Below are 17,415 nucleotides of genomic sequence, written 5' to 3' on the forward strand. Positions count from 1 at the left end.
ATTTTTTCACCGCTCTTTTGAAAATAAAAAATTTACTGTAGTAAATGATCAAAATCAATAGTTGTAATTATGTGTTGAAATAGTTCGATCAACATAATGATTTTCTCAGCCTCTAATTTCTCACCTAACCCTATTTGCACTAACTTAACAAATAATACATTTTCATCATCTTCATCACGATGAAGTTTTCCTAATAGATTTTCTGAATTCCACTGATTTATTTTATCCAAGGAAAATGGACGCTTATGGAGAGCTCGATATATTATCTGAATTCCATCATACAATAGATTAATCATATAAGCATCTCCATTAATCTCTAGGAATATGACATTATGTGGAATATTAGGAAAGTTAAGTATATGATAGCCCTCATTAGAAAAGATCTCTTTTAATTCATTAACAGTATATTGATTACTCATAAATTCCTCCACCATTTGGATTGTAAATTGGGAGTATACTCCCGCTAAAATTGAATAAAAAATGCGGTGATACAAAAAGTTCACCGTATTTTTTTATTCTTTCATCTAGTCTTCTATAAACTCAAAAATATTGATTGTTCTAACAATATCTAACATACGAGCCACGCCTCTTGCAAAGTCCGCTCTGGATAATCTCTCACTAAGTATAGGCAAGCCTAGAGAAAATCTAAGTTGATGCCCTTCTTCAACATATAAACACCCTAATCTACGATTTGAATTCCAAGCATTCACTTTTTCTATGGATAGCTTTGGTATACCTGACACGCCATAAATCAATTGGATATCGCCGTTTTCATATAACCCAATGATATAGTTATTTCCATCAGTCTTTAATACTACGATATCTTCTTGCATTATGTTGACTAAACGATATCCTTCATCTAACAGAATTTCTTTTATTTCCTCTGCGGTATATTGATTACTCATAAATTCCCCCACCATTTGGATTGCGAGTTGGGGTTACAGACATTTTGTCCCGCATTTGGGCGGATAAATCAGTATCATAGCTTAGTTTGTCTGCTGGTTTAGTCAGATCATATTGGTATTTATTACCAAAACTATCTTTATAAAGAGTAGTTTCATTTTCTAAAATTGGAATAAGCATTTTCGCTCCTATAAATTTAGTATTTAAATTATTTTAAACGCACAAATATTTTTATTTGCAGGAGTGTTTGTTATCTCTGTAAAGAGATAACAACAGGGAGTATACTCCCGCTAAAAACGTTCAAAAAACAAGCTAAAAATACTGGTGGTATCGTGAGCTATATTGATATGGGTATTATGCTACACTAAAGACGTGAATTTTTAGGTTGAAATAAAAGCAAAAAGCGGTGAAAAATTTCTGATTTTTTCACCGCTCTTTTGTCCTTGTTAGATAACCTTATTCTTAATTCATTCAACAATTTTTTGCAACAACAAGGCTAACCCACTTTGCCGTTTGGTTGGCTTTTTCACTGCCGTTTTCCAGCTTTGCTCCGTGCTAAACACGGTGGCTCGGCTTTTGGCGCGAGTAATGCCGGTGTAAACCAACTCGCGGGATAAAATCGGATTGGGTTCAGTGGGCAACACCATAAAAGCGTGATCAAATTCAGAACCTTGCGATTTATGTACGGTCATCACAAAAGCGGGTTCGTGGCTTGGAATACGGCTAGCTAATTCGCGTTTACCATTTTCAAAATAGAAATGCCCGCGTGCCTTTCCTTGTTCATCAAAATTCAATAAATACAGCCCAACATCACCATTATACAAGCCCACATTGCTGTCGTTTTGCGTAATCATAATAGGTTTACCGAGATAATGTTCACGAGCTTGATTAAATTGCACTAAGCCTTTTGCACGCAACCCCTCTGCAATGCCTCGATTGAGTTTTTCACTGCCCAACTCCCCTACGCGTAATGCGGTGAGATAGCGAACTTTGTTAAATGCGGTGAAAATTTGCTGAATTTTTTCTGAATCTAACGGCTGATTTTGTGCTGTAATTTGCTGAATTAAGGTTAAAAAATCAGCGTAATTTTGCACCGCACTTTTCACAATCAGGTTGGCACAATATTGCTGATACGCCAGCGTATTCACGTCCATCTCTTGTACAAATTGCATAAAATCCACTAAGGTTAAGGGTGAGTTTGTTACAACATCACTTTTCGCTAAATCCCCTGCTTGCAACAGCTGCCAGCTTTCTTCAGCTTTGCCTTGATTAATCAGTTTCGCAAGCTGACCAATGGCGGAATGTTCATCAAAACGATGGCTTTGGGTTAAATGGCAAAGATGATCGCGAATTGGATTTCCTTTCTCCACCGCTGGCAAATGTTGCCCTGTGGTTTGTTGTAAATAAGCCACAAAATCAGGGCTGTATCCCTGCGCTAGAAATTTGCCTAACTCCGCCAAAATCGCCCCTGCTTCCACGGAAGCAAGCTGATCTTTATCGCCTAACAAAATCAATTTGGTTTGCGGTTTTAGGGCTTGTAATAATTTCGCCATTAGGGATAAATCAATCATTGAAGATTCGTCCACCACCAGCACATCAATAAGCAATGGGTTTTGTTTATTATGACGTGGCGTTTCTTCATAAAAACGCACGCCAAGCAAGCGGTGCAAGGTTTCAGGCTGAGTGGGAATGGCTGCAATTAAGGTTTCAGGCAAAGCTAGCTCTGCTTGCAAGCGAGCTAAGGAATTGTCCATACTCTCTTTTAACCGCGCGGTAGCTTTTCCAGTGGGCGCAACCAGTTTGATGCGTAAACCTTGTTGATACAACTCCTGCAAAGCAAGTAACAAGCGTGTTACGGTGGTGGTTTTGCCCGTTCCCGGCCCACCACTGATTAAGGTGAAAGACTGTTTCAGCGCCATTGCCACCGCAATTTCTTGCCAGTTAATTTGCGGTGCTTGTGGTGAAGCTGGAAAATATTTTTGCAAAATGGTAGCGATGGCTTGCGGATCAAAAGTGCGGTCAAAAATTGCGGAATTTTGCACCGCACTTTGTTTGGTACTTTGCTTTTCTGAACGGTATTCAGTGCGTTTAATGGCATTGGCAAAATATTCCGCCACACGATATTCATCTTGCCAAATGCGATAAAAATACAAGGCGTTAAACTGGAATACCAAAGGGGCAACCTTGCTTTTCGGCTCAGTGGTAAACGCAATATGATCCTGCAATTCCGCAATCCATTGGCTGGCTGGCAAGAAACCGATTTGTTCATTAATACGGTTTGCGTATTCTCGTTCACTGTAAGGCAACAGATTCTGCACCAGATTTTCTTCAAGCAACAAACAGCTATGCCCTTGCAAATAAGAATAGTTGCACAACGCCGCCAATAAAATCGCTAAATTTTGTTGGCGTAAGGAATAGGATTTACCTTGCTGTTTTTCGGCGATCAGCCATGCAAAATGGTAATCGGCCTCGCTAAACACGCCTTTTTCTTTCAGTTCTTTAATTAGCCCAAGCATTAAAACAATTCCTCCAAGGCTTGAATTAGCCGCCAATCTGGCTTATCAAAATAAATACCGTTTTGATCTTGTCCGTTCATTCCACGCAAGAAGGTGTAGATCACGCCACCAAAATCTCGCTCATATTGATAATGTGGATCACGGTTTTGTAAATAACGGTGCAATGCCAAGGTGTAAAGCAAATATTGCCAGTCATAAAAACCGTTTTTCATCACTTCAGGCAACTGCGCAGGCTGATAATTTTCTATTTTGTTACCAAGTAAATTGGATTTGTAATCCAACACATAATATTTACCCTGATGACGAAACACGAGATCGATAAAGCCGCGCAACATTCCTTGCAAGCGCTCAAAAATCAGATTTTGCGAAGAATATGGGTGATAATCTTGCAAGGCTCGGTTAAACGCCGTGGCATCAAAGGCTTTATTGAGTTTCAAATAAAATTGCATTTCTTTTAAGCAATCTTGTTGCTGAATTTGGGCAAGGGTTAGGCTTTCCCCGGCCAATAATGGGCTGTGATAAATGGCGTTAAACCATTGTTGCAAGGTGGAAATCCATTGCTCATCAAGCTGTAACAGTTGGCATAATTTAGCTAAATTTTGCTCATCAAGGGCGGATTGTGCGGTATTTTTTTCTAAATAACGGTGTAAAATCGTCCCCACCCGCACGCCGCTTGGTAACTCAAAAGGGCTATAACCTTGCGGATAAGCATTTTCATTTTCTTGTGGTGGCGTATTTTCTTCAGCTAAATTTGGTATTGGTGGCACGTTGAAATCGTAATCCTTACCTTGATCAAAAACTGACGAAATTTGCCCCGCACTTTCATTTTCTTCCTGTAATTTCAATTTATTACGCTGATGCTTATGCACCATATCGGTGAAACTGGTTACTCCCCAATGATATTCAATATTGCCGTTAAATATAGCTGGGCTAAAGATTTTATCTTGAGAAACTGAAACCAAAGGCGAGCTTGCTTTAAGATCTTCGACACGATGAATAGCAACATTTGGCTCGCCCACTTTTTGTTGCAAGGCTTGCAATAATGAGTTGGTGTCATAAGCTTCGGAGAATGTTATCTTTTCGCCAATCGCCCCTTGGCTTAGGGCATAAAGCAAACCATTCCATTTTTTCTCAAAGGATTGCGGCAGGCAACACGCCACTTGGTATTTAGCGCGGGTGAGCGCCACATAAAGCAAACGCATTTCTTCTGCCAAATTTTCTTTCAAAACCAGCACCGACTGCTGATTTTCCATATCCCACAACACTTGATCTTGTTCTACCGCGTAATAGGTGGTGATGGTATCTTTGACGCCTTTCGCAGGGGCGGCAATAAAGGGCAGCCACACCAAATCGTAAGCCAATCCTTTTGATTTATGAATGGTCACGATTTTCACTAAATCTCGTTCGCTTTCTAAACGAATGCTTTCTTCTAGCCGATCTGTGCCTTGAATTTGTTTTTCAAACCAACGCAATAAGGCGGCTTCACTTTCGTTTAAGCGGCTGGCTTGCTGCAAAAGCTCCGCCAAGTGCAAGAAGTCGGTTAAAATACGCTCCCCTTGGCTACGCACAAGCAAGCGTTGGGTGAGTGGATTTTCTTCATTTAACAATAATTGGTGCAACATCACCAAAATACCTTTTTGTTGCCAGGTTTTTTGATAGGCAAAAAAGGCTTCCACCCAGTGTTCCCACTGGTTTTCATCTTGCTTAATTTGATAAATTTCCGCACTAGTTAAGCCAAATAATCGGGTGGCAATGGCGTTGAGAATGTGGCGCTCATTCAATGGGTTTAAACAAGCCTGCAAAATTAGCGCTAATTCCTGCGCGGTTTCGCTGTCAAACACATTGCTTTTATCCGACAAATACACCGAAGCAATGCCTAAATTTTGCAAGGCAGTTTTAACGCTCTGCGCTTCTTTCCAACTGCGCACTAACACCGCGATATTTTTGGCTTGCAATGGCTCATCACCAAATTTTGCGTGATTTTGCACCACACTTTTTAACCATTGTTGAATGGAAATGGCACAGGTTTCGGCAAATTGCTCTTGATTATACGCATCGCCTAAATAGCAACTTAAAGCTGGCTCATCTTGTCCGTTAAGGTTAAAGTGCGGTAGATTTTTCCCTGCTTTTACGGGCTCAAACTGAATTTCATCAAATAAAAATGGCGCTGGCTGTTCAAAATCAAAAATCCCATTAACACATTGAATTAATGTGGTGGTGGAACGCCAGTTTTCTTTCAGTGTAAAACGCTGATTGGCTTGTCGTGAAGCCTTAAAATAAGTAAAAATATCTGCGCCACGGAATTTATAAATGGATTGCTTTGGATCACCAATCATTATAAAGCCTGATTGTGGTGTTTGATTTTCAATATAAATTTTAGAGAATATTTGGTATTGTTGGGCATCCGTATCCTGAAACTCATCAATCATTGCAAAGGGATATTGATTGCGAATCAGCGCGGCTAATTCTTGCCCATTCTCGCCACACAAGCCTTCGCGCACTAAACGCAGCAAATCATCAAAGCTTTTTTGCGTGTGATGATTTTTGTAATCAAATAATTTTTGTCGAATAGTTTGAATGGAATGGTAAAGCACAATGGGCAACGTGAGGGAAATGCCTTCCGACTGTTCAATCAGTTTTTCCGCTTGGCTTAATAAAGAATGTTGCAAAGGCTCAAAATCTGCTTTGGTTTTGGCAGCAATATCTTTTTCCGTAAAATAAATGAGAATATCAGGTAAGCTATAATTATCGGGATCTTCCGCCCACGCACGCATTTTCTCAAAGCGTCCTAGCATATAATCTGCACGGTAATTTTTAATTTGTGCTTTATTCTTTTCTAGAAATTCTGCGAGTTCTTGCTCATTCGCCAACCATTCCTGCTTAAACTCATCAATCTCCTTACAGCGAGCCAATAAATGTTGTTGGAAAAATTCATCAAGAGAAAGTTCAAGCAGGCTTGGAGCAGAAAGTGCAACATCAAAGGCTTCTTTGCCTAAATAAGGCCTAATTGTTTTCAGTAATTCCTGTGGCGATTTTAAGTTTTCATAAACCCATTTCGCCACGATGACAGGCTGATGATAAAAGTTTTCACGCCAAAATTCATTGATTAAGCGAGCGAGTAAATCACTTTCATCGGTAACCAACTCTAAATTAAAATGCACGCCCGAATTAAAGGCATATTGCATTAGCATACGGCGACAAAAACTGTGGATCGTATAAATGGCGGCAGTATCCATACTCTGCTCCGCCCAGTTAAGGCGTTGAATCGCCAAAGGAATATCCGGCAAACTTTGTACAAGCTCGCCAAGCAAAGGGTCGCCCCCTTGGCTAAACACGTCTAAATCCTGCGTGGCTTGATATTGCAAAAGCAGCTGTTTGCTATGGTAAATTCTTGCACGGATACGCTCGCGCAGCTCTTGCGTTGCCATTTCGGTAAAGGTTACCACGAGAATTTTATCCACCGATAATGGCTGGCTAAAACAATTCTCCCCAGCTTGTAACAGCAAGCGAATATACAAAGACGCCATTGTGTAGGTTTTGCCCGTTCCCGCGGACGCTTCGATCAGGCTAACTCCCTGCAACGGCATTGTGGCTGGATTGAGTGTTTGCGTTTTTGTCGTCATCATAAATTAAAAATTCAGTACCTTATCTGCTTCCATTGTCCAATCTGCAAGCTCAATTAATGTGCCAATTTCCACCCCATCAGCAAGCGGTGCATTGTGAATGCCACGCGCATTGGCACAGGTTTTGCATAATTTAATGGTCGCCCCTTGTGCAGTGAGAATTTCGATCATTTGTTGTAAATGATAGCCCTCTGCTGGCTGTTGTTGAGCTAAACCACCCACCACAGCATCAGACATAAAAAATAAGCGTAATTGCACCGCACTTTTATGTTGCTCTTGTAACTGCAAGGCAAGGCGTAAAGCGCTGAAAAAATGTTCATCGCCATAAGGGGAAGAATGCACAATAAATAAGATGTTTTGCATAAGAATGTCCTTTTGAGATCAGCTTGAGAGCGGATAGTCGCTTGATTAAGCTGCATTAATCATACTGCCTATAATGCGTTATGCTCGCTTATTTTACACTGATAAGGATAATAAAAAAGTGGGCATTTGTGATTTGCCCACTTTTGTTAAGGTGTTTGCTCAAAAGCTTAGTTTAATTTGAGCGGTTGGATTTTCCAGATTTTTTGCGCATATTCTTCAATGGTTCTGTCTGATGAGAAGAAACTCATATTGACAATATTTTGCAAGGCGCTGTTCGTCCACGCTTTTTGATCATGGTATTTTTCATCAACCCGTTTTTGTGCTTCCACATAGCTTTGGAAATCAGCAAAGGATTGATAATAATCGTGATAACATAAGCCATTAAGTAAATCTTGATAACGATGCGGATCATTCGGCGAGAATAATCCTGATGTGATTTGGTCAATCACACGGCGTAACTGTTCATTGCTTTGGTAAATATCGTATGGGCGGTAGCCGTTACGACGTAACTCTTCCACCTGTTCCACGGTATGACCAAAGATGAAAATATTATCTTCGCCCACGTTTTCTAAGATCTCTACGTTTGCACCGTCTAAGGTTCCCAAGGTTAATGCACCGTTGAGGGCAAATTTCATATTACTTGTGCCTGATGCTTCTGTTCCTGCAAGGGAAATTTGTTCAGAAATATCCGCAGCAGGAATGATGATCTGAGCAAGGCTGACGCTGTAGTTTGGAATAAACACCACTTTCAGGCGACCTTGCAAGCGTTCATCGTTATTGATGATTTTCGCCACATCATTGATTAAATTAATGGTTTGTTTCGCCGCATAATAGGCTGATGCTGCTTTCCCTGCCAGAATAAACACGCGTGGCGTCCAATCTTTTTCTGGATTCTCTAGCATTTCGTTATAACGTGCAACGATATGCAAGACGTTGAGAATTTGGCGTTTGTATTCGTGGATACGCTTCACTTGCACATCAAATAAGGCATCAGGGCTTAATTCAATCCCCAATTCTTTTTTCACATAGTCGGCTAAACGCTGTTTGTTCGCACGTTTAATCGCGGGAATGGCTTGTTGCACTTCTGCGTCATTGATATGGGCTTTGAGTTCCGTCAATAAGCTCAAATCACGTCGCCATTCTGTGCCGATATAACGGTCAAATAAGGCGGAAAGATCTGGGTTTGCCACTGCAATCCAACGGCGTGGCGTAATCCCATTGGTTACATTGGTAAAGCGTTCTGGATAAATGTGGGCGAAGTCGGCAAAGGTAGAGGTTTTCATTAACTCTGAATGAATTGCTGCAACGCCATTAACTTTATGCGAGCCAACGACTGAAAGCCACCCCATACGCACTTTACGCGTATCGCCCTCTTCGATCAGAGAAACTCGGCGAATAAAATCATCGTCGGTTGTTACATAAGTGCGGACATATTCCAAGAAATAATCGTTGATTTCAAAGATAATTTGCAAATGGCGAGGGAGGTTTTTCGCCATCATTTCCACTGGCCAAGTTTCTAAGGCTTCAGACATTAAGGTGTGGCAAGTGTAAGAGAAAATACGGCGGCACATATCCCACGCGGTTTTCCAATCATAGCCTTCTTTATCCACCAAAATATACATTAATTCAGGAATGGCAAGGGCTGGGTGAGTGTCATTGAGGTGAATAGCAACTTTATCGGCTAAATTTTTCACTGTGCCGTGGGTACGTTTGTGGCGTTTGATAATATCTTGTAACGATGCGGAAACTAAGAAATATTCTTGGCGTAAACGCAATTCGCGTCCTGCCCAAGTGGAATCATCAGGGTATAACACACGAGAAACATTTTCGCTTGCGGCACGGGTTTCAATGGCACGGAAATAATCCCCACGGTTAAATTCTGCCAAATTGAAAGAATCCCCCGCGTGGGCACTCCATAAACGTAAGGTCGCTGCACTGTCGTTGTCATAGCCTGGGATCATTTGATCATAAGCAAGTGCGGTGATTTCTTCGCTTGAATCCCAAACGCATTTTTTGCCTTCAAAATAAATGTGTCCACCAAATTGAATATTAAAGCGTTTGGACGGTCGCATAAATTCCCAAGGTGCGCCTTTTTCTAACCAAGCATCAGGTTTTTCTACCTGTTTGCCGTCTTCAATGGCTTGTTGGAACATTCCGTATTCATAACGAATACCATAACCCATACCAGGAATTGCAAGGGTGGCAATCGAATCCATAAAGCACGCAGCTAAGCGCCCTAAACCACCGTTACCTAAACCAGGATCGACTTCTTTTTCGATGATTTCTTCTAAATCCACATCAAGCTCTGCTAACGCGTCTTTAGCAAGGGTGTAAACGCCCTCTGCAATCAATGCATTAGAGAGGGTGCGTCCCATTAAATATTCCATTGATAAATAATAAACACGGCGTGTTTTTTCATCACGGGATTGACGGGCAGTAGAAATCCAGCCCTCTGTAACCAGATCTCGCACTGCATAAAGGGTGGCGTTTAGCCAATCACGTTGGCTTGCTTCTTGTGGGGAACGTCCAATTAAGAAAATCAATTTATACACAATCGCCTTTTTCAGCGATTCTGTGGTTTGCTCAGGTTGGTTATAAGAAAATGGAAAATCGGTGTTATCCATTGTCATAGATGGCTCTCCTAATCTATTTCAATTTAAAATCGGCGTATTTTTATCCTTTTCGCATAAAAACACAACAAAAATTAGCCTAAAATCGCAGATTTTTCCACCGCACTTAGATTTTAGGCAAAATATAATGAGGCTATAAAATACGTTGATATAAATCTTGATAATGTCTGGCTGCGATTTGCCAGCTGAAATCTTGCTCCATTGCAACCACACGCACGCTTTGCCATAGGCGTTGTTTTTGCCAAAGTGCAAAGGCATTGTTAATCGCCCAACTTAAACCTTGCGCATCGGCATCATTAAACACAAATCCTGTGGCTTTGCGCGCTTTGATGTTTTCAGAATAGCTATCCACCACCGTATCCGCCAAGCCGCCTGTGGCGCGCACTAATGGTAACGTGCCGTATTTCAAACCATAAAGCTGAGTTAAACCACAAGGCTCAAAACGGCTTGGTACTAAAATCACATCACCACCCGCAATAATTAGGTGTGATAAGGCTTCATCGTAGCCAATTTTTACTGCGATATTTTCAGGATAACGTTCGGCAAGGTGGCGTAATCCTTCTTCTAAATGCGGTGCGCCTGAGCCAAGTAAAGCAAGCTGACCGCCTTGTTGCACAATGGTTTCGGCGCTTTGAATAAGTAGATCCACGCCTTTTTGTTCCGTTAAACGGGTAACCATAACAAATAACAAGGCATCAGGCTGTTGTGGGAGATTGAAATAGGCTTGCAATTTCTCTTTATTTTTGCGTTTGCCTGTCATTGCTTTTAATTTGTAATGATCTTCAATGTAGTGATCCACATTCGGGTTCCAAATTTGCTCATCAACCCCATTCAGAATACCGACTAAGCGCCCTTGATGCTCTAAGGTTTGTAGCAAGCCTTGCAAGCCGTAGCCAAATTCTGGCGTGGTGATTTCTTTGGCATAGGTTGGGCTAACGGCGGTAACTACATCGGAATAATAAAGCCCTGATTTCAAATAAGAAATTTGTCCGTGCAACTCTAAGCCATCAATATGGAACATTTCCAACGGCAGACCTAGCTCAAACAAATGATGATAAGAAAACACACCCTGATAAGCCAGATTATGAATGGTAAATACCGATTTTGCAGGGCGCCCTTTAAGCGCTAAATAGGCACTGGTTAATCCAGCGTGCCAATCGTGCGCGTGAACCACTTCCGCTTGCCACCACGCATCTAAGCCCACCGCAAGCTCTGCCCCAACCCAACCGAGCAAAGCAAAGCGTTTATAGTTATCGGCATAATCGTTATACCATTGATCGTGATAAGGATTGCCCTCTCTGGCATACAAATGCGGCGCATCAATTAAATAAACGCCTAGCCCGTTATATTCGCCATAACGTAGCACAATATGCCCAGCAAAATTATCAAATTCCGCCACTACAACGGTGTTAGGAATACCTGCGGCAATGGCAGGATAAGCAGGCAGTAAAATTCGGGTATCCATTCCAATTTGCTGTTGCGCAAAAGGCAATGCACCCATCACATCAGCTAATCCGCCGGTTTTGAGTAACGGATAAAGTTCTGAACAAACGTGTAAAACTCTCATTCTTTTTTATTCCTTAAAACAGAGAAATACGGTGAAAATTCATAAAAATTCCACCGCACTTCTCTTTTCGTTGTATTAATCTAAATGGGCTTCAAAGGCGACTGTTTCACCATTGAGCTTCTTTAACATTGAAGCGGTAACTAGCACCACGCCGCCACTACTCACTCTAAAACGTTTGCTATCCAGTTCTAAATCCACGCCAATTTGCATTCCGTCTGGAATCACACAATGACGATCGACGATACAACGTTTAAGCGTACAATTTTTACCAATGGTAACCTGTGGCAGCACCACACTGTGATCCACCAATGAACCTTCTTGGACATTAACGCGATCGAAAAGCACAGAATAGCTAATGGACGCATCGGTGATCACACAACCGCCCGAAATCAAACAGTTATCCACGGGTTTAATGTCTGATTTGCTATAAAAGAATTTTGACGGATAAGTTTGCGTTGGGTTACCACGAATTGGCCAGCGCTGATCATAAATATCCAGCTGTGGATTTTCAGAAACCAAGTCAATGTTGGATTGCCAGAAGCTGTCTAACGTTCCCACATCACGCCAGTAAATTTCGCCATCAGTGTTGCGTCCCATACAAGAACGGCTGAATGGGTGAGCATAAAGCGTGCCTTCTTCTAAACATTTTGGTAATACATCTTTACCGAAATCGTGAGAGGTGTAAGGGGTGTTCACTTCACGCTCTAAAATATCGTAGAGGTAATCGGCGTTAAACACGTAAATCCCCATTGAAGCCAAAGACACATTGGGTTTGCCTGCCATTGCTGGAGGATCTTTTGGTTTTTCAACGAAAGCTTTTACTTTAAGATTTTCATCTACCGCCATTACCCCAAATTCACAGGCTTTTTCACGCTCCACTTCAATACAGCCAACGGTACATTTTGCATTACTTGAAACGTGATCGAGTAACATTTGGCTATAATCTTGTTTATAAATATGGTCGCCTGCTAAGATTAAAATATATTTCGGGCAGTAATGATCACGAATAATCGCCATATTTTGATACACCGCATCTGCCGTGCCACGATACCAAGTGGAATCATCAATTTGCTGACGTGCTGGCAACATATCAATAAACTCACCACGCTCTTGTGGCAAGAACGACCAGCCTTTTTGCAAATGGCGTAATAATGAATGTGCTGCATATTGGGTAACCACACCAATATGGTTTAGCCCTGAGTTAATACAGTTGGATAACGCAAAATCAATAATTCGTCTGTTGCCACCAAAATATAACGCAGGTTTTGCCCGTTTATCGGTGAGTTCATAAAGCCGTGAACCACGCCCACCCGCTAAAATTAACACCAAGGTATCTTTCACAAGATCATATTTATTGGGTGATTTTGAAATACTGTTGCTCATTGCATTTTCCTCGCATTAATTTATTGATTGCTCAATAGTCATTTCCTTTTTTCGTGCAACATACGAATGCGAGATCATTTACAGCCCATCGATTTCCTTGCATTTGTACTGACGCACCACAATATACAACTTCCCATTTCCCTTCGGGCAACAAGAATGTTTGTAATTCTGCTTTTGCATTGATTAAAAGTAACCAGTCTTCATCTAACTGGATTTGCATTGCTTTGCTGTGCGGATTATGCCAATCCGCCACTGTCATTATTTCCCCTTGCACATTTCGCCATTGCACATTTTTTTCACTCCACCATTCATCGCGTTGTAAACTCGGTATCGCTTTTCTCAAGGCAATGAACTGTTTTGTAGCTTCAAATAAGTGCGGTTGAAATTTTTGCCAATTTAGCCAAGTGATTTCATTATCTTGGCAATAGGCGTTATTGTTGCCTTGTTGGCTATGTCCAAATTCATCGCCCGCTAACAGCATTGGCGTACCGTTGGCAAGCAACAAACTGCCAAGCAAACCGCAACAAGTTAAAAAGCGTTGATATTTCACTTCATCAGGAATATTTTCCACGCCCTCTATGCCGTGGTTATAACTGTAATTTTCATTGCGACCATCACGATTATCTTCCCCATTCGCGAGATTATGCTTTTGGTTATAGCTGGTGAGATCGCACAGGGTAAAACCATCGTGCGCAGTGATAAAATTCACCGAATTATGCGGCTTGCGATCGCCATTTTGATAAATATCGCTTGAACCTGCGAAACGTTGCGCAAAACCACCTAATTCACCACTTTTCCATAACCAAAAACGACACAGATCATCACGAAAACGATCGTTCCATTCGGCAAAATAGCTTGGAAAATTGCCCACTTGATAGCCCCCTTCGCCAATGTCCCAAGGTTCTGCAATAAATTTGCAGTGCTGTAAACGCGGCTCTTGCGCAATTTCTGCAAACAGCTGTGCTTGTGGGTTAAAGGCTGGGGTTTCTCTGCCTAACACTGTGGCGAGATCAAAACGGAAACCGTCAATATGACATTCTTCCACCCAATAAATTAAGCAATCCAACACCCAACGGCGAGTAATATCATTAGCTAAATTTAAGGTATTGCCACAGCCTGTGGCGTTTAGATATTCCCCTTGTGCGTTTTGCCAATAGTAAGTCCGATCATCAATTCCACGCTGGCTAAAGGTTGGAAAATGTTTTTCTGATTCCATACTGTGGTTGAATACCACATCTAAAATCACTTCAATGCCCGCTTGGTGAAGTGCGCGAACCATTGTTTTAAATTCGCTTAATGGCGTTGTGTCAGCTTGTCCCGACCAATATTCCGATTCCACCGCAAACATTGCTAAAGGGCTATATCCCCAATAATTGGCTAAGCCTTTTTCCTGTAAATGGGGTTCATCAAGGTGATAATTTATGGGCAAAATTTCCACCGCACTTATGCCGAGATCTTTTAAATAGGCAATCATTGTGGGGTGCGCTAACCCCGCATAAGTGCCACGAATAGCTTCAGGCAAATCTTCTCTCAGTTGCGTGAAACCTTTAACGTGCAATTCATAAATAATGGTTTCTGCCCAAGGGGTAGCAAGTGGTTTATCGCCTTGCCAATCAAACACTTCGCTTTCCAATACCGCTTTTGGGGCAAGATGGGCGTTATCTCGCGGATCACTGAGCAAAAACCATTGCCGTTTTTCTGCACTACTTAAATCTGGCTTGCCGATGACAGCTTTGGCATAAGGATCAAGCATTAATTTTTGTGGGTTGCACAATGCACCGTCTTTTCCCGTAATACGAAAGCCATATTGCGTGCCATAAGGCAGATCGCCTACCCACAAATGCCAAACATCTCCGCTTTGGTACATTTCCAGTGGCAATTCTTGTCCGTCAAAAAATAAACATAATTTGACGTTTTCTGCACAGGAAGAAAATAAGGCAAAATTCCACCCCACTTTTTTCTCACCTGAAGCATATTGCAAAATTTCAACGCTACTTCCTAAGGGATAAGGCTTTCCTACTGCCGTGCTGATCATTGTGCTATCCATTTATCCGTTTTACTTATGCTTTTTTCTTCGTGGCTTTTTTGCTTTTAGCTGTATTGGCTTTCGTTACGTTTGCCGCTTTTTCAGCTTTCGCTGTTTTCGCCTTTTGCCCTTTTTCCGCTGTATCTGTTTTTTCAGCTTTTTTTACTTTTTCTGCTTTTGTACTTTGTGCTTTTTTTGTACTTTTTGCAGGCTTTTTCCATTTTAAATAAATGGTTGCCAATGGCGGAATGGTTACGGAAATAGAATGATCTTTATCGTGGCTTGGAATTTCTTCACTCACCACTTCCCCTTGGTTGCCCACGTTAGAACCTTGGTAGAAATAAGAATCCGTATTAAGAATTTCTTCATACACGCCTGCTTCATTCACGCCAAAGCGATAATCATAACGTGGCACTGGCGTGAAGTTACTGATTACAATAATGCGCTCATCATCGCGACTACAACGCTCAAACACGAACACGGAATTTTGATAATCGTCCACCACAAGCCAATCAAAGCCTTTTGGATCGCAATCTAATTGGTATAACGCAGGGTGATTTTGATAAGTGCGGTTTAAATCTCGCACTAAATTTAATACGCCTTTATGCCAGCCACCGCCAATACTTTCATCAAGCAAGAACCAATCTAGGCTTTCTTGATAATTCCATTCACGTCCTTGCGCAAATTCGTTGCCCATAAAGAGCAATTTTTTACCCGGATAGCCCCACATATAGCCATAATAAGCACGCAAATTAGCAAATTGTTGCCACGCATCACCCGGCATTTTGCCGATCAGTGAGCCTTTGCCGTGTACGACTTCATCGTGAGAAAGTGGCAACACAAAGTTTTCGCTATATTGATACATCATTCCAAAAGTCATTTGATCGTGATGATGTTGGCGATAAATCGGATCTCTTTTCATATAGGCAAGGGTGTCGTTCATCCAGCCCATATTCCATTTGAAATGGAAACCTAAACCGCCATCTTGCGGTGGGTGGGTTACGCCAGCAAAGGACGTGGATTCCTCTGCAATGGTGATTGCGCCCGCATTTTCCGTGCCAAGGACATAATTGGTATGTTTTAAAAACTCAATGGCTTCTAAATTTTCACGGCCACCATATTGATTTGGAATCCACTCACCGTCTGCTCGGCTGTAATCACGGTAAATCATTGATGCCACTGCATCGACACGTAAGCCGTCTAAACCAAATCGTTCAAGCCAATATAAGGCATTGCCTGATAAGAAGTTTTTTACCTCGTGGCGGCCATAGTTATAAATTAACGTATTCCAATCCTGATGATAGCCCTCTCTTGGATCAGCGTGTTCATACAACGCCGTGCCGTCAAAGGCTACCAAGCCGTGGGTATCACTTGGGAAATGCCCTGGCACCCAATCTAAAATCACATTAATGCCTGCTTCGTGAGCTTTATCGACTAAGCGTTTAAAGCCTTCTGGTGTGCCAAAACGGCTGGTTGGTGAATAAAGTCCAATAGGCTGATAGCCCCAAGAGCCATCAAATGGAAATTCCGATAAAGGCAGAAATTCAATATGGGTAAAGCCCATTTCTTTCACATAAGGAATAAGCTCGTCTGCAATTTGGTCATAATCCAACCAGAAATTATTTTCCAGATTACGCCGCCAAGAGCCTAAATGCACTTCATAAATAGAAATCGGTTGATCGAACTGGTTCGCTTTGCGACGTTTTTCAGTCATTTCCACCACATCTGGCAATGGGCTAATTTGTGAAGCCGTATCAGGGCGAAGCTGTGAGCTAAAGGCATAAGGATCGGCTTTTAAGCGTAGCTGATCATTGCAATCTAACACTTCAAACTTATACAGTTGTCCAAGCGCTGCTTTTGGCACAAATAATTCCCAAATCCCACTGGACGCGTGAAAACGCATTGGGTGGCGACGACCGTCCCAATAGTTAAAATCGCCCACCACAGAAACCCGTTTCGCATTCGGCGCCCATAAACGGAAATTCACGCCCGACACGCCTTCACATTCCATAAAATGCGCACCGAGAATTTCATAAGGACGTAAATGAGAACCTTCTGCCAACAGCCAATTATCTAGCTCTTGAATCATTGGGTGGAAGCGATAAGGATCTTCAATAATTTGTGGTTCATTGCCCCAATAAACTTCAATCTGATATGCAAAAAAACTGCGTGTATCAGGCATTACACCAGCGAAAAAGCCACGTTCATCAAGGCAATCTAATTCGCACACCTTTTGCTGATTTTCTTTATTAACAATCACGACTTTATCCGCATCAGGCAATAACACGCGGATTTCAATGCCTTTTTCGGTTTCATGCATACCTAACACGGAAAACGGATCAGAATGTGTGCCGTTGAAAAACGCATTAATGGTTTCTTGTGGAAGGAATTTATTCATATAAAC

11 protein-coding genes are annotated in these 17,415 nt (G+C 41.7%); all 11 read right to left on the reverse strand.

What is annotated here, in order from left to right:
* Nucleotides 1-32 precede the first annotated feature (32 nt).
* A complete protein-coding gene (locus ELZ61_RS07130; protein WP_126372498.1) occupies nucleotides 33-419 on the reverse strand; it encodes a hypothetical protein in 387 nt (128 codons plus the stop codon).
* A gap of 105 nt (nucleotides 420-524) precedes the next feature.
* A complete protein-coding gene (locus tag ELZ61_RS07135) occupies nucleotides 525-905 on the reverse strand; it encodes a type III secretion system chaperone family protein (RefSeq protein ID WP_126372500.1) in 381 nt (126 codons plus the stop codon).
* Nucleotides 898-1,083 (reverse strand): hypothetical protein, encoded by a 186-nt coding sequence (locus ELZ61_RS07140; protein WP_126372502.1) that lies wholly within the window; start codon nucleotides 1,081-1,083, stop codon nucleotides 898-900. Before ELZ61_RS07140 ends, ELZ61_RS07135 begins: the two co-directional genes overlap by 8 nt.
* 287 nt (nucleotides 1,084-1,370) lie before the next feature.
* Entirely contained in the window at nucleotides 1,371-3,419 is a 2,049-nt protein-coding gene (gene recD, locus ELZ61_RS07145; protein WP_126372505.1) for an exodeoxyribonuclease V subunit alpha, read from the reverse strand.
* The gene (gene recB, locus ELZ61_RS07150) at nucleotides 3,419-7,042 is read right to left on the reverse strand and encodes an exodeoxyribonuclease V subunit beta (protein WP_126373623.1); all 3,624 of its coding nucleotides are present in this window, start codon (nucleotides 7,040-7,042) and stop codon (nucleotides 3,419-3,421) included. The genes recD and recB overlap by 1 nt, the downstream gene beginning before the upstream one ends.
* Nucleotides 7,043-7,048: 6 nt before the next feature.
* The gene (locus tag ELZ61_RS07155) at nucleotides 7,049-7,405 is read right to left on the reverse strand and encodes a DsrE/DsrF/TusD sulfur relay family protein (RefSeq protein ID WP_115249681.1); all 357 of its coding nucleotides are present in this window, start codon (nucleotides 7,403-7,405) and stop codon (nucleotides 7,049-7,051) included.
* A gap of 167 nt (nucleotides 7,406-7,572) precedes the next feature.
* The gene (locus ELZ61_RS07160) at nucleotides 7,573-10,035 is read right to left on the reverse strand and encodes a glycogen/starch/alpha-glucan phosphorylase (protein WP_126372507.1); all 2,463 of its coding nucleotides are present in this window, start codon (nucleotides 10,033-10,035) and stop codon (nucleotides 7,573-7,575) included.
* A 133-nt stretch (nucleotides 10,036-10,168) separates the two neighbouring features.
* The gene (gene glgA / locus ELZ61_RS07165; protein WP_126372509.1) at nucleotides 10,169-11,602 is read right to left on the reverse strand and encodes a glycogen synthase GlgA; all 1,434 of its coding nucleotides are present in this window, start codon (nucleotides 11,600-11,602) and stop codon (nucleotides 10,169-10,171) included.
* Between the two features lie 75 nt (nucleotides 11,603-11,677).
* Nucleotides 11,678-12,985 carry a glucose-1-phosphate adenylyltransferase gene (glgC, locus tag ELZ61_RS07170; RefSeq protein WP_126372511.1) on the reverse strand — a complete coding sequence of 436 codons (1,308 nt, stop codon included), beginning with the start codon at nucleotides 12,983-12,985 and terminating at the stop codon, nucleotides 11,678-11,680.
* A gap of 31 nt (nucleotides 12,986-13,016) precedes the next feature.
* Nucleotides 13,017-15,020: a glycogen debranching protein GlgX gene (gene glgX, locus ELZ61_RS07175; protein WP_126373625.1), complete on the reverse strand. Its 2,004-nt coding sequence runs from the start codon at nucleotides 15,018-15,020 to the stop codon at nucleotides 13,017-13,019.
* Nucleotides 15,021-15,045: 25 nt separating this feature from the next.
* Entirely contained in the window at nucleotides 15,046-17,409 is a 2,364-nt protein-coding gene (glgB, locus tag ELZ61_RS07180) for a 1,4-alpha-glucan branching protein GlgB (RefSeq protein WP_126372513.1), read from the reverse strand.
* Nucleotides 17,410-17,415 lie beyond the last annotated feature (6 nt).

The sequence above is a fragment of the Avibacterium volantium genome, from assembly GCF_900635775.1.
In the GTDB taxonomy this organism is placed as follows: domain Bacteria; phylum Pseudomonadota; class Gammaproteobacteria; order Enterobacterales; family Pasteurellaceae; genus Avibacterium; species Avibacterium volantium.

What these genes read in the sequence shown, in the direction of transcription:
- ELZ61_RS07135 (WP_126372500.1), bottom strand. Translation starts at nt 905, where the DNA reads ATGAGTAATCAATATACCGCAGAGGAAATAAAAGAAATTCTGTTAGAT.
- recD (WP_126372505.1), bottom strand. Translation starts at nt 3,419, where the DNA reads ATGCTTGGGCTAATTAAAGAACTGAAAGAAAAAGGCGTGTTTAGCGAG.
- ELZ61_RS07160 (WP_126372507.1), bottom strand. Translation starts at nt 10,035, where the DNA reads ATGACAATGGATAACACCGATTTTCCATTTTCTTATAACCAACCTGAG.
- glgA (WP_126372509.1), bottom strand. Translation starts at nt 11,602, where the DNA reads ATGAGAGTTTTACACGTTTGTTCAGAACTTTATCCGTTACTCAAAACC.
- ELZ61_RS07155 (WP_115249681.1), bottom strand. Translation starts at nt 7,405, where the DNA reads ATGCAAAACATCTTATTTATTGTGCATTCTTCCCCTTATGGCGATGAA.
- glgB (WP_126372513.1), bottom strand. Translation starts at nt 17,409, where the DNA reads ATGAATAAATTCCTTCCACAAGAAACCATTAATGCGTTTTTCAACGGC.
- recB (WP_126373623.1), bottom strand. Translation starts at nt 7,042, where the DNA reads ATGACGACAAAAACGCAAACACTCAATCCAGCCACAATGCCGTTGCAG.
- glgC (WP_126372511.1), bottom strand. Translation starts at nt 12,985, where the DNA reads ATGAGCAACAGTATTTCAAAATCACCCAATAAATATGATCTTGTGAAA.
- ELZ61_RS07130 (WP_126372498.1), bottom strand. Translation starts at nt 419, where the DNA reads ATGAGTAATCAATATACTGTTAATGAATTAAAAGAGATCTTTTCTAAT.
- ELZ61_RS07140 (WP_126372502.1), bottom strand. Translation starts at nt 1,083, where the DNA reads ATGCTTATTCCAATTTTAGAAAATGAAACTACTCTTTATAAAGATAGT.
- glgX (WP_126373625.1), bottom strand. Translation starts at nt 15,020, where the DNA reads ATGATCAGCACGGCAGTAGGAAAGCCTTATCCCTTAGGAAGTAGCGTT.